Consider the following 13,539-nt stretch of genomic DNA (forward strand, 5'->3'; position numbering starts at 1 on the left):
GGGCGAGCGTCCGGGTGACGTCGCTGACGTTCGCGGCAGTGGTGATGACCTTGAGCGGGGTGCCGCGTCCGTCACAGATCAGGTGGTGCTCGCTGCCCGTCTTCCGCCGGTCCTGGGCCGGGGCGCCGAAGCACTGGAATCCTCCGCCTACGCGCTCCGGCACGCCGAGGGCGAAGGTCCTGTCGCACCGCCGACAGCGACCTGCGGGCCTGGTGGAGGTCGTGGGCTCGCAGGGCGAACTCGGCCGACAGCGACTCCCGCTGAGCGACCAGAGCGGTGTCGGCCGATATGTCTGCCGCGCGGCGCAGCAGTTCAGCCGCCTTTCTGCACCGGCCCTGGGCCCCGAACTGCCGGGCTTCCCACTCCAGTCGTCGGGCGAGGAAATCGTCGGCTCCGTGAACAGCCGCCGCCCGGTGCAGCAAAGAGGTGACTCCGTCCGACCACCGGGCGGCCCAGCGGTACGCGAAATCCGCTTCAGAAGGTGTCATCGTCGCGATGACGCCGACTCGCGCGTCCCGGGAGACCGCCACCCGGCCCTCACCGGGGATCCAAGTGACCAGTCCGGCTTCCACGATCGCCTCCACGGTGCCGAGCAGGTCCTCGTCCTGCTCGACAAGGGACCAGAGCCGTTGCACAGGGACATCCTTGTCAAGTACGGCCAGGCACTGGACAACGCGCCGACAGCGCGAGAATCGGACCGTGCGCTGAACTCCACCGGTCTCCCTCGGGCCGAACACGGGGCCCCTGCCTGCCGTCGGCACGACACCGGCCTGCTGGGTCCTGGGCCTGGGATCGGCCAACACCGCGGGTCCTGCGCCAGGCCGCTGCTCCGGGAGGCCGAAAGCCGTCACCGTATGATGCCGGGGCGTGTCGGCAGCAACGGTCCGACTGTCACCCAGCGGTCCCTGGAACAACGACAGGAACGCTGGCATGTCTTCAGTGCTCACGGCGGACCGCTCCTTGTCATCGATCAACGCGGCATCTATCCGACGCAGTGAACAACTGGGCCTGGAAGCGGGAAACCACTTCGCGCTCAACCGGTCATCGAACGGGAACAGTCGGCACCAGTCGGCCCCAGCGGGTGACGGAGACGGCTTCTGGGCACGCCCTTTGCGTCGCCCCATCGGGAAGCCCCGACAGGCGGGAGATGGCCCGGCGACGCCGCCAAGGCGAAGTGGGAGGACGCCAGAACCCCGAGAACCTCACGCTCTTGTGCCTGATGACCTGTGGGAACGCGTCGCTCTGCTGCTCCCGCCCGTGTCTCCGGCCGTCCGCGCTCCTCCATTCCTGCGGATCGCCGGGCGGCATCGACACTTTCCCAGCGGGTTCGCGCCTCAGCTCCGGTCAGTGCCGGTCAACGCTCGGTGGCGGAAGTCCCGGGGCGTCTCCCCGTACACGCTCTTGAAGACCCGGCTGAAATGACGGTAGTCGGGCAGTCCCCACCGGGCCGCGATCACGCTGATCGGCTGTCCCGCCGAAGCCGGACTGGCGAGCTCACGGGCACAGCGCTCCAGTCGGCGGGTACGGACCCAGCCCGCAACGGTGAGGTCCTCGGCGGCGAACAGCTTGAAGAGATAGCGGCGGGAGATGCCGTGCGCCTCGGCGATCGAGTCGGGTGTCAGGCCCGTACTCGACAGGCGGTCCTCGATGTACGTGCGGATGCGCAGCATCATCGCGCTCGACGGAGCCGTCGGTGTCATCTCGGCCAGCTTCTCCAGGATCAGGGCCGTGACCAGGGACGCCGTCCCGTCCATCAAGCTCAGGGTGGCCGCATCCGAACAGGTCTGGCTCTGTTCGCCCAGAGAACGCAGAAACGGCCGTACCACCGCCCCCATGCCTTTGTCCGTGGTGATCCGCCGGGCGTTGACGTTCCGCATAGTTTTAGGATGCACCGACAGCATCGGTCGCGGCAGCATCACCAGGACGGTTCGAAAATTCATGCCGTACGTGAAGGAATACGGCCGAGAGGTGTCGCAAAACGCGATGTCCCCGGGCCCCAGGGTGTCAAGCGCGCCGTCCTGTTCGATTCTGCAGACGCCGGCGATCTGCAAGGCCACCTTGTAGTGGTCGTCTTCGTGCTGTGTCGTCCTAGGCCGCGCGCGCCGGACCGTCAGAGGCCCGGCGTCTATGGAGGAAACGTGGAGCAGCCCTACCGTGTCGCTCCTGGCCACCCCGTGGAAGGGGACGAGCGCGGCAGGACGACTGTCGAGGCCGCCGAATGCCGTGGACATCGCGTGTGCCCAGTGATCGAACCGTTCCGCTCGCGCGACGGTCTCGGTGGTCACGAACGAACTCATGCTGTGCTCCGCCCGCCAGATGTTTTCGGGCACGGTAACTCACCTGCGGTCGACACCGCTTGCCCCCACCCTTCAGCCGGGGCGCCCGCACCGCTGGTGTCCACCGCCCTGCTGCCGGGTGGCACTGTCCGGTGCGCCTGACATCGCCGACGCACCGCGCCCTTCGGGCGCCGACTTCACGGTGCGGTGACGCCGGACGTCGGCCGTCCGGAAACGAGGAACGGCGGGGGGCCGTGGGCCCGCACGCGGGTTGCCGTCTGTGCCGCCGTAGACCACTCTCAGCCGGTTCCGCCGAGTCTGGCTACGAGTTGCAAACGCGACCGTATCGCAGACTTGTCGTACACGTGCTGCAAGTGGGACTTCACCGTAGGGACGCTGATCTGGAGGCGGCGACCGATCTCGGCGTTCGAGGCTCCATCGCGGACGAGTCGCAACACTTCGCGTTCACGCTTCGTCAGCCCCCATTCCTCGACCTGTCGAGCGGTCTCGAAGGCGCGTTGAGTGACAAAGCTGTGTTCGATGAACGGGAGGGCGCTGTTGAGCTGCGCCAGTTCGGCAGCGGTAAAATCGCTCAGCGCGGATGAGCGATGTAGGGATATGCCGCCCACCATCAGTCCGTCCTGCCAGAGGTAGAGCTCCGCCTCAAAGTCGAGCCCCAGCGGGGACATGAACCGATGGTGATACTCGCTTCCGTGGTAACGCCCGGGGAGATCGCGAACAGTCACCACCGGCCTACCGGAGGCGTGGAATCTGCGAGGATGGAACGGGTCGAGACGGTGGAAAAGTGCATCATAATGGACGTTGTGACTCGCATCGATGCGATGAAAGACATGATCGACGGGTGTCAGATCCGAAGCTACCGAGTAGAAGACACTGCCCGATATTGGCACGAGGCTACCCAGAAACACCATCGTTGCGGACTTGAACTGGGCCAGATCGTCGGTACGCGCCAGCGACTTCATGGCACGTCAGACTAGCGTGCGGTGTCCGAACGGCGCCCACGGGCCCGCAAGTGGAGGGCCTGCCGACTCAACCTTTGGATCGATGCTGTGGGGCGTGGAGGGTGCATAGCCTTCCGGTGCTCGGTCGGGAAGACCCGGTCGGGGAGTGGAGGAAGCTATGTCGAAGACAGTTGTCACAGGGGGACAGGTACTCACCCTTGATCCCTATCTTCCCGAAGCCGAGGCCCTCGTGCTGGCGGAAGGCCGGGTACTTGCCGCGGGTTCGAGCGAGGAGATGCTGAGCTTGGCCGGCCCGGGAGCGCGGCGCGTCGATGCCCAGGGCGGCACCGTGATGCCGGGGCTAATCGACACCCACCCGCACGTTCTGCATTTCGGGATCCAGTCCGCCGGCAAGGTCGACCTCACCGACGCCGTCGATCATGCCGACATCGTGGAACGCATCAGGGCGAAGGCGGAGAGCACACCGCCCGGCGAGTGGATTATCTGCACTCCGGTCGGCGAACCGCACTATTTCATCCGACGGTCGTATCAGGACCTGCTCGAGCGCCGCCTGCCTGACCGCTGGACACTCGATCGAGCCTCTGAAGTGCATCCGGTGATGATTGAGGCATGGGCGCCCAAGATTCCCAATGCGGTGGCCTTCAACAGTGCTGCTCTTCGTGCTCTGGGGCTGACCGCCTTCACACCGGACCGCGTGGCCGACGTCGACCTGGAAAAGGACGAGAAAGGCGATCTCACGGGGATTCTGCGCGGGCCGGTCACCAACTACTACACCTTTGATCCCTATTGGGGTCAGATCCTCACGAAGTTGCCGAAGCCTACCGCTGAAACCGCGATCGCGGGCACGCTGGCCGAACTGGACCGGTACACAGCCCAGGGTGTCACTACCATCTACGAGGCTCACGTCATGGAGCCGGAGCACATTGCTCTCTATCGCCACCTTCGGGACGACGGGGCACTGGCCATGCGGGTGATGGCGACATTCGACGTGGAATCGGCGAGCCTCTATCCGTTCGATGCTCTCACCCTGAAGCAATTCGATGAACGCCTCCGGCAGCTCGGCAGCCAGGCCATGGATCTCAACGACGACGTGTTCCGCTTGAACGGACTGACGCTGAGCCCCGGAGGCCCCTGCTTCTCCGGCTACTTCGCCACCTACGAGCCGTACCTCGACCTCTTCGGGCGGAAGACTCGCGGGGTCCGGCTGCTGTCACTGGAGAAGGAGGAGGCCTTCGTCCGGTACTGCGCTGAGAACGGGATCCGCGCCAATATTTGTGTGGGCGCGTACCGTGAGCACGATGAATTTCTGGAAATCGCTGAGCGGGTGGCCCGCGAGCACACCTTCCGTAATCAGAACTGGGTGTTGCAGCATGCGATCACCATCACTCCCGACCAGGCGCGACGGTACGCTGCGCTCGGATTTCAGGTCACCACCTCGGCCGGATTCGCCTGGGGTAAGGGAAAAATGTACGGCGAGCGGATGGGTGAGCAGGTCTGGCGTGATCTGATACCGCTCAGGCGGCTCGCCGATGCCGGTCTCGACCTGGCGGGTGGCAGCGACTGGGGCCCCAAGAACCCCTGGGAACAGATCGAGCTCGCGCAGACCCAGCGTTTCGCCGGCAGCGATATCCGCAACGACGGACCGGATCAGGTATTGAGCCGCGCGGAGGCATTGTCCATGTGGACCACGGGCGCAGCAAAGGTGATCGGATGGCCGGACATCGGATCGCTGGCCCCTCGAAATCAGGCTGATGTGCTGATCATCGACCGTGATCCGCTCCGCTGCCCCACCGAAGATCTGGCGGACACCAAGGTTCTCCGAACAATGCTCGGCGGACGCACCGTGTACGACAGCGGGGACCTTGCGGCACCCGCCGACGATTAGCCGGCCGTACAGCGCGCGGACCTGTTCGGCAGCAATGGGTGGACGGCCGCCCCGTGCCAGGACGATGAGGTTCCAACACCCCCGAAGGACCCGGGCCGGCATCGAACGACTGATGCCGGCCCGGGTCCTCCCACGAGTGCGTCAATCACGCTCAAAGCGTGGGCGTAACTCCGTCGCGCCGGATGCTGTGTGCGTCGAACGAGACGGCGACGGCTCTCGAAGCCTGGCAAACGCTCAGCGGTCATGCGCAATCATCACTTTCGCGCAAGGGCCGGCCCACGGGGAGGCGTGGGTCCGATGACGGCGGCCGAGGAGCCCGCTGGGCTGCGAGGCAGGCGGTCGGAGTGTCCTCGTGGACGCGGGCCGACGGGATGGGCGCTTGAATGAACTGGATCTTGGGGAACAGGCCGTGGGCCATTACGGACCTGTGGAAGCAGTATGTTCGGATTCGTGGGAGCGCTCCCACGAACTAAGCCTCCGGGTGCCTCGTCGGTCGGCGAGTCGGCGGCCGGGCGGGCTTCCCGACCACGGCCGACGCGGCTTCGACAAGATCGCGCACGCCCTCACGAATGGACCTGACCAGTCGATGAAACGTCACGTACTGCCACGCCGAAGCCTTTCCACCGCCTTGATGGCGACCACGTTGACCGCCGGGCTGACCGCCACCGGCATGTCCGGTACGGCGGCCGCGGCGACCCGGAGTACCCCTGCCGCGGCGGCCTCGGCCATGGCTCCGGCTCAGCGAGCGATCGATCCGGGAGCCCTGAACCTGGGCTATTGGATGGAGAGCAACAAGGACATCCTCGGCGAACGGCCGCTCAACAGGATCGTGATGCCCGGCAGCCACGACGCCGGTTCTTGGAGCGTCACAGACAGAACAGGGTTCTGTGAGAAGGACGGCGACGTCGACAAGGCCAAGCTCTCGTCCTCAATCACCGCATCCGTGTCCGTAGCGCAGATCTCGCCCATCGCCGAGCAGCTCAACAACGGCTCGCGCTATCTGGACCTGCGGGTGTGCAAGCAGAACGGCCGCTGGTTCACCCATCACGCCGGAGCCATGGGCGGTCTGTTCCACGACCCCGTGACCGGAGGCAGGGGGGAACTCGACGAGATAGCGGCATGGATCCGCGGGCATCCCGACGAGATTGTGACGATCGAGTTGCGGACGCCCGCCGCCGACACTGAGAACACGGAAGCACTGGAGCTGTTGCGCCAGGCGGTGGGCGTCGAGCGCTTCGCCGACGAGGACCAGCTGTCACCCACGTCTACGTACAACCAGTTCATGGCAGCCGGCGCCAACGTCGTCCTGCTCGACTACCGGAACACCAATACGACGAAGTGGGCCTGGTCGGGTTCGGAGCTGGAGGACCGCAACAGCTACGCGTCGGGCGCCACCTGGCAGCAAATCGCCAACGCCCTTGCCGTCACCGTCATAGAAGGAAGCGACACCAAGGTGGTCAGGTGGCTCAGCCAGCGCACCATCGCCAAGAACGACGTCGCGCTGCGCGGGAACGGCGGCGACCCGGCCAAGTTCTTCAAGCTCCAGGGGGTGGTCGACACCATGCCCCTCCTCGGCACAGCCGGTGCCAGCGTGCTCAAGAAGGGCTGGAACTGGAAGCCCGATGGACTGCCGTACCTGCTGTACCTCGCCCGCGAGCACAACACGGCGATGCTGGAGAGGCTGGAAGGCGGGCTCTGGGGCCACACCGACATCGCGAACAACACCAACATCGTGATGATCGACTGGGTCGACATGGGCGGCAGGCGTGCCGACGGCACGGTCATCGGCACCGGAGACATGAGCCGGGCGATCATCGCCAACAACACCGCGCCTGTGCGTCCCGGCACGCTGGTGAGCACCGAGCGGCAGGCGGATGGGAATTGGAGCGCTGTGCAAGCGGTGCCGGGCGCCTACTCCTCGGCCGAGTTCAGCGGCAGTGAGCGAGTGGCGACCGCCATGCCCAATGGCGACCTCCAGTTCGTCGCCTACGGTGAGGACAAGCGCCTGTATCACAACACCCGCCGGGCCGACGGCTCGTGGGCCGGATGGGCCCGAGCCAACGACGACGAGTTCGACAAACGGTTCGCCGGCGGACCGCTCGCCATCACCTCCACACCGAACGGCGACGCGCACATGCTCGCCATCGACCAGGAGGGCTACCTCAACCACAACATCCGCCGGGCCGACGCGACCTGGCAGGGCTGGGGGCGGGTCGTCGGTGGCGACAAGGGCGGCTACCAGGCCAAGGACATGGCCATCACATCCATGCCGAACGGCATCGTAAAGGTGGCAGCCTTCGGCCAGGACGGTGGTCTGCGCATGGCCGAGCGGTGGAGTAACGGCTCCTGGGACGTCCAGGTCTTCCCCTGGAGGACTCTGCCGGGCGTGGGTGCGGCGACTTTCGCCGGCAAGGACCTGTCCATCACCGGTACGCAGGACAACACCGTCCACATCGCTGCCGTCGGCAACGACAACCGGCTCTACCACATGATTCAGAACGCTAGGCGGGAATTCAGCCCGTGGGCCGCGCTGGACACCACTCCCGGCGATCCGATGCGCGGTTCGGCCGTGGCCATGACCGCCCTGAGGGACGGATCGGTGCAGGTCGCCGGAGTCGGCATCGACGGCAACACCTACCACTCCATCCGTGCGGCTGACGGCAGGTGGAGCGTTTTCGGCGCGGTGCGGGGCCTGTACGGCAACGGCCTGGGCGCCACCGGCCTGTCCATCACCGCTCTGCCGAACGGGTCGACGTATCTGCTGGCCGGCGCGCGGTGACGTGGTGGCTGCCGACGGACGCCCCCCTGACCGGCCGGTCGCCGAAGCCTTCGCGATGATCGGCTCCTGAAACGGTCCCCTGCCGTGGGCGGTCCGGGACCCGGCATGACGCGACCTCGGTCCGGGCTAGTCCGTCCGGACCGAGGTCGCGGTCCAGTTCGATGCCTGACCTGCGACGTCGTGGCAAGGCGGCGGTGGAGCAGATGTTGTCTGCTTCTCTGCCGGGCTACGCGTGTCGTGCCCGCCCCGCGCAGGCATACAGGTCAACTCCCGTGGAGGATCTGCTGTCCTACCCGGATTTCTTCGGGGTCCTGTCCCACCCCCGAGCCGACCACGATCCCGTCACCCACGCACTGAACCGGACCGCCCGGAAAGCACACCTCCGGGCCACCGCCCGCCGCTGCCCCCCGGATCGCAAGCGTTCCAGCAGCCAGGCAACAACGGCCTGGGTGATCGAGGCGGGGGCCGGGGGCGCACTCCAGGCCGGGGTGGAACGGGGTGAGCAGGCCGCGTATCCGGTTGGCGGGGCGGGTGGTCTCGGCGGCGAGGTCCTGCGAGTCCGGGCAGGTAGGCGACCCGGTGCTGACCTGGGCGTCGAGGCCGTTCTCGCGCATCCACGGTATGCAGACCTGCCGCCCGCGACCTGCCCGACAAGAGCGGCTCGACTTCGTCCACGGCATCATCGCCGAAAGTGGATGGACCGCGGTTCCACCTCCAACCGCCGTTCGCCGATGAGCTGTGCTTCCCCGTACCGGTACACAGAGTCTGTTGCCTCGGCAAGGGCGTCCGCAGGCTCTGCCCCGTGCACGCGTTGGCGACGACCAGTGCATCCCACGCCGCATCGGGTGCATGGCACACACCTAGTGTCGTCGAGGCGGGCCTTTCGCGATCAGGCGGGACCGCTCGCCGAAGTGGCCTCCCGCAGGCGGTGACGAGGCGGCGAACGAGAACTCCCCTGGAGAAATAGCGAGATGACCTTTCAAGGCAAATCCTCGACCCTAGATGATCTTGACCTGTTCACCGGAAAGCCGCAGCACGACCACTTCTGCCGCATGGCCGAACTGCTCCCGTCACGCACCATGGCTGCCTCCTCCCGGCCAAGTGCCCTGCCGGTGGGGAAGCCCGAGGCTCTCCCTTCCACCTTCCGGTTCGACGGCACGGAGCGGTCGACCGACACGCTGCTTTCCGAGACCGACACCGCGGCGCTGCTGGTCCTCGTCGACGGGCAGATCCGTCATGAGCACTACGCGTTGACCGGTGGCCCCGACGTTCCCTGGATGTCGATGTCGGTTGCCAAGAGCTTCGTCTCGGCGCTTGTCGGCATCGCTCTCGAAGAAGGGCACATCTCCTCCCTAGCTAGCCCGGTCAGCGATTTCGTCGAGGTCCGGCGGGGCTCCGCCTATGACGGTGTGCCGGTACGCGACGTCCTGCAGATGTCCTCCGGCGCACGGTGGCTGGAGGACTACAGCGATCCTCGGTCCGAGGTCTTCCGGCTCGCCGCGGCGGGCCGCCCCGGCGGGTCCTTCGAGGGGTTCATCGCCACGCTGGAGCGGGAGCATGAGCCAGGCACCCTGTGCCGCTACAACTCGGCCGACACTTTGGTACTGGGCATGCTGCTTGCCCGGGCCACCGGGCGCACTCTCGCCGATTACATGCAGGACAAACTCTGCGAGCCGCTGGGCATGACCTCGCCCGGCGCCTGGCTGGTGAGCCCTCAGGGCACCGAGCTCTCCTACAACGGACTCAACCTCACCGCCCGCGACTACGCCAGGCTCGGCGAGCTCTATCGTGCCGGCGGCGTCTGGCAGGGCACTCGCATTCTTCCCGCCGACTGGGTACGCGAGTCGGTGACGGTCACAGCTCCTCACTGCGAGCCGGGGCGCGTCCAGGGCCCGGGCCCGCTCGGGTACGGCTACCAGTGGTGGCTCCCCAAGGGCGACCGCGGTGAGTTTAGCGCCATCGGCGTCTACAACCAGTACGTCTACGTCGACCCGTCCAGCGCGACCACCATCGTCAAGCTCTCGGCCAACCGCACCTTCGGCACCTCGCCCGGCGAAGCCACCAACCGCGACCTCGAAACCATCGCCCTGCTCAGGGCCATCGCCCGCAACAACGACTGACTCTTGAAGGAGTAACCATGCACACCTTTGTCGAACTCTTCCGGGCCAAGGACGAGTGGCTCGACCTGCCCGTCGCCGAACGTGAGGCCTTCCTGTCCGACGTCGCGAGCAGGATGGCCGTGCTGGACGAGCTCGGAGCCGAAGTCATCGGCTGGGGCAGCTCCGAACCCATCGACCGTGATGCCGGGTACCCGTTCTTCGCCGTTTGGCGCATGCCTTCGACCGCTGTGGCCGAACGTTTCGCACAGGAGCTGGAAGCGGCGGGATGGTATGCGTACTTCCAGCAGATCAACACCACCGGCGAGCTGCAGTCGCCTCCCGAGGTCCTCGCTCGTCTGGCGCAGCTGGGGCGATGAGGCCTGTACCCCGGCTCGGGCTGACGCACTTCCGCTCTCGCCACCCGCGCCGAGCCACTGTCCTTACTGCTGACTTGCCGGTCCCCTTCCCCGTATGGCCGGCTTTCGCGGCCTAGGAGCACTACGGGCCCGCGTCCTGCCGGACGGACGGCCAACAGCCGACGATGACCCCGCCCCGAACCAGACTGAATGTCTGGTTCGGGGCATCCGCGCGTAGTTCCGCTTTCACTACGGAATCGACCGACGGGTGAGGTACCCCGGCTCTTCCCCCCGGCGGCATTGCACCGCGTGCGCCGTGACCCGTCGGTGGCGCCCTGGCTCGTGAGCACACACCGTCGGTGAGAATCTTTTTCATGGGCAGGGGCAATCTGTGAAATGCGTGATAACTTCTTGCAACTTTTGGGAGTGCTCCTCGGAGACCGCAAGAACATACTGGAGAGAGCGATGAAGGATGCACTGAGACATATCCGTCGCAGGTCCTTGGCCATGGTGGCGGTGGGCGCGACGATCTCTGCCGGGCTCGCGGTTGCCGCCGCGCCCGCCGCCGCCGGCTCCGCCGCTGCGGCAACCGCGGCGAGCGGGCCGGTCACTCTGGTGAACACGGAGTCGAATCAGTGCCTGGACGTTCAGGCGCAGAACCCGAGCCCCGGTGGAGTGGTCGGTGTCTGGTCCTGCAACGGCGGCGTCAATCAGAAGTTCTCGTTCCGGCAGAACGGGGAACTCCGGGCAATGTCCGACACCCTGTGTCTCACCGGTGCGGATAGCGCGGCCGTCCCGGGCACACAGCTGCGAACAGCCACGTGTCAGCCTGCTGGCACACCGACGATGAGCATTACGCCGAAGTTCTCCCGCGGGGTCGGCAACACACTCGTCCACTCGGCCAGCGGTCTGTGCGTGACCAAGCCCGCGACCACAGCACCCAACGGAAGCCGCGTCACGCTTGAGACGTGCGAGACCGACGCGAAGAACCAGCAGTGGACGTCACCGGGCGTCACCCCAGCCGCACCGCCCAAGGCGCTGCAAGGGGTGAACTGGTCGGCGGAGGGCGACAACTTCCGGGACGACGCGATCGTTCCGTCCGGGCTGAGCGCGGCGGACTCGTACGCGGCGACGTATGAGAAGGCGGTACCGCTCGTCCGCCAGTTCAAGCAGTTGGGCTCCAACACCGTCCGCGTCGGTGTCAACGCGCAGACACTGAAGTGGGGCGGTTACCGGGCAGTCCTGGACGCCGCCCTCGACGAGGACGTCAACGTCATGGTCGGGCTCTGGTCCGGGAAGAGCTACCGCCACTACACCAACATTCCCACGGCGGACTTCGACACGGTCTGGAGCACTCTCATCAACGAGTACGGCTCCGACCCTCGCTTCTACGCGAACGTGGTGAACGAGCCGGGGGACATGTCCACGAAGTGGCAGGACTTCGTCAACCAGTTCCTGCACACCTACCCGCAGCTGCCCCGTAACCAGGTCGTCGTCGCGGGCCGTGGTGACGACAGGTTCCTGACCGAGGTCTGCAAGGACAAGCGGCTCAGCGGCACCATCATGAGTTACCACCAGTACAGCGTGTTCGAGCTCTTCCACAAGACGGTGCCCGAGTGGAAGAGCGTGATGCGCAGCCGCCTCGGAATCCCCTCCGGCGCGACGAAGTCATCCTGCTCCGACCGCACCGTCGTGACGGAATTCGGTGACTGGTCGCGGTCGGGCATCGACTACAACGGTCCGCGCGACGGGGACATGCACGTCTCGTACATGTACGCCATGACGGAGGTCATCCGGGAGACCGGGATGGGGAGCCTGTACTGGCCCGGCTACGGTGAGAACGACGCGTTCTCGCTGACGACACGCGAGGGCAGTGGAGCAACGGTCACCCTGAAGGTCACCAACTCCTCGCTCTTCGACCGGATCCGCTACGCCTGGAAGCTCACCGATGACGCCGGTGGCGGCGGCGCGCTGACCCGCACCACGTACTGGACACCCGGGACCTCGGGCCTCTGCCTCGTTCCGCAGGGCAACTCCGTGGTGGTGGGCACGGATCTGATCGCCGGCTCGTGCGGCGCGGAGTACAACCGCAGCTCGAAGGACGTCACGTCCAAGGTGAACGGGCAGCTGGGCATGAAGTGGCTCTGCGTCGCTCCGGCCGGTACGCCTGCCGTGGGTACGGGAGTCGGGCTCTCCACTTGCGCCGATGACGGCACCCAGTCGTGGACGCACCGTACGAGTGACAAGGCGATGGTGCACGACGCGAGCGGTCTGTGCCTGAACGTGCGCGGCGGTACACCGGTGAGCGGCGCGAAGCTGGAGCTGAGCACGTGCTCGGCATCGGCGGCCCAGGAGTGGTCACGTAAGTGATGGCACCGACGGGAGCGTCCGGTCTCGGCCGGACGCTCCCGTCGCCATCGGTTGTCATGAGGGCGCCAACCGTGGAGGAGGTGGCGGAGAGGCTGTTTTGCCACCGATGAACGATCTGATCAGGGCGGCGAGGGGTTTGGGGTCGAGGAGCGGAGCACAGTGGTAGGCGCCCTTGAGGAGTTGCAGGCGACCGTGGGGGAACGCCGACGCCATCCGTGTCACGGCCTCGACGGCGGGCGGGTGATCCCGAGCAGGTCCAGGAGTTCGGCGAGGTCATCGGCATAGTCGGTCATGGAGCCGGCCGGCGGTGCGCCGGCTGCGGATCCGTGGCCTCTGAGGTCGTAGCTGACCACCCTGCGTCCGCCGACGAGCAGCGGTACCAGCCCGTCCCATGAACCCTGGTCCAGAGGCGATCCGTGCACCAGTACACAGGCCTCTCCCATTCCTTCGTACCGGACCGCCGTCAGGTGCTCAGCACTGCGGTCCCCACCGAGGCGTATCCAGCGCCGTGCCATGGTGCCTCCCGTCGGCGTGACGTGCCCAGGGCGAAAGCCGCCGGTCCCGGCGCGAGCCCCGGCTCCGGGAGCAGCGCAGCCATCACGCAATCGCTCCGCCGACGCACCGTTCCCGCGTCAGCCCGGCTACCTCCATCATCGTGCTTCGAACCGGGGTGCGCACCTGGCTTCCTCTCATCCACGGCCCCGGTCGCGGGAGAAGCCGGACGACTCTGCGAAGACGTCGAGGAGGAAGGGCACGATCTGAGTCGCTGGGGAAGGCCGCAGCTCAACAGG

The 13,539-nt window shown here is 66.5% G+C and carries 9 protein-coding genes; 5 read left to right on the forward strand and 4 right to left on the reverse strand.

Annotated elements, in window-relative coordinates; genetic code table 11:
- Positions 1–1,334 precede the first annotated feature (1,334 nt).
- Entirely contained in the window at positions 1,335–2,330 is a 996-nt protein-coding gene (locus tag ACIQAK_RS31940; RefSeq protein ID WP_366392570.1) for a helix-turn-helix domain-containing protein, read from the reverse strand.
- A gap of 245 nt (positions 2,331–2,575) precedes the next feature.
- The gene (locus ACIQAK_RS31945; protein WP_366392569.1) at positions 2,576–3,259 is read right to left on the reverse strand and encodes a LuxR C-terminal-related transcriptional regulator; all 684 of its coding nucleotides are present in this window, start codon (positions 3,257–3,259) and stop codon (positions 2,576–2,578) included.
- Between the two features lie 157 nt (positions 3,260–3,416).
- On the opposite strand from ACIQAK_RS31945, the gene ACIQAK_RS31950 reads away from it, so the two are divergent.
- Positions 3,417–5,144 carry an amidohydrolase family protein gene (locus ACIQAK_RS31950; RefSeq protein ID WP_366392568.1) on the forward strand — a complete coding sequence of 576 codons (1,728 nt, stop codon included), beginning with the start codon at positions 3,417–3,419 and terminating at the stop codon, positions 5,142–5,144.
- Positions 5,145–5,775: 631 nt separating this feature from the next.
- On the forward strand, positions 5,776–7,923 hold the full coding sequence (locus ACIQAK_RS31955) for a hypothetical protein (RefSeq protein WP_366392567.1): 2,148 nt from the start codon (positions 5,776–5,778) through the stop codon (positions 7,921–7,923).
- 263 nt (positions 7,924–8,186) lie between these two features.
- On the opposite strand, the gene ACIQAK_RS31960 is transcribed toward ACIQAK_RS31955, so the two are convergent.
- Positions 8,187–8,537: a hypothetical protein gene (locus ACIQAK_RS31960; protein WP_401849582.1), complete on the reverse strand. Its 351-nt coding sequence runs from the start codon at positions 8,535–8,537 to the stop codon at positions 8,187–8,189.
- A gap of 357 nt (positions 8,538–8,894) precedes the next feature.
- Here ACIQAK_RS31960 and ACIQAK_RS31965 point away from each other — a divergent pair, with 357 nt between their 5' ends.
- The 3 genes from ACIQAK_RS31965 to ACIQAK_RS31975 all read left to right on the forward strand — a co-directional run bounded on the left by ACIQAK_RS31965 (position 8,895) and on the right by ACIQAK_RS31975 (position 12,748).
- Complete coding sequence (locus ACIQAK_RS31965; RefSeq protein ID WP_366392566.1) at positions 8,895–10,043, forward strand: serine hydrolase; 1,149 nt, start codon at positions 8,895–8,897, stop codon at positions 10,041–10,043.
- Between the two features lie 17 nt (positions 10,044–10,060).
- Positions 10,061–10,399, forward strand: a complete 339-nt coding sequence (locus ACIQAK_RS31970) for a DUF6616 family protein (RefSeq protein WP_366392565.1) — start codon at positions 10,061–10,063, stop codon at positions 10,397–10,399.
- 486 nt (positions 10,400–10,885) lie between these two features.
- The gene (locus tag ACIQAK_RS31975; protein WP_401849601.1) at positions 10,886–12,748 is read left to right on the forward strand and encodes a ricin-type beta-trefoil lectin domain protein; all 1,863 of its coding nucleotides are present in this window, start codon (positions 10,886–10,888) and stop codon (positions 12,746–12,748) included.
- Positions 12,749–12,966: 218 nt separating this feature from the next.
- Here the strand turns inward: ACIQAK_RS31975 and ACIQAK_RS31980 are convergent, their stop codons facing one another.
- Positions 12,967–13,170 (reverse strand): alpha/beta fold hydrolase, encoded by a 204-nt coding sequence (locus ACIQAK_RS31980; protein WP_366392563.1) that lies wholly within the window; start codon positions 13,168–13,170, stop codon positions 12,967–12,969.
- Positions 13,171–13,539 lie beyond the last annotated feature (369 nt).

It is taken from the genome of Streptomyces sp. NPDC088706 (assembly GCF_044752765.1).
In the GTDB taxonomy this organism is placed as follows: Bacteria; Actinomycetota; Actinomycetes; order Streptomycetales; family Streptomycetaceae; genus Streptomyces.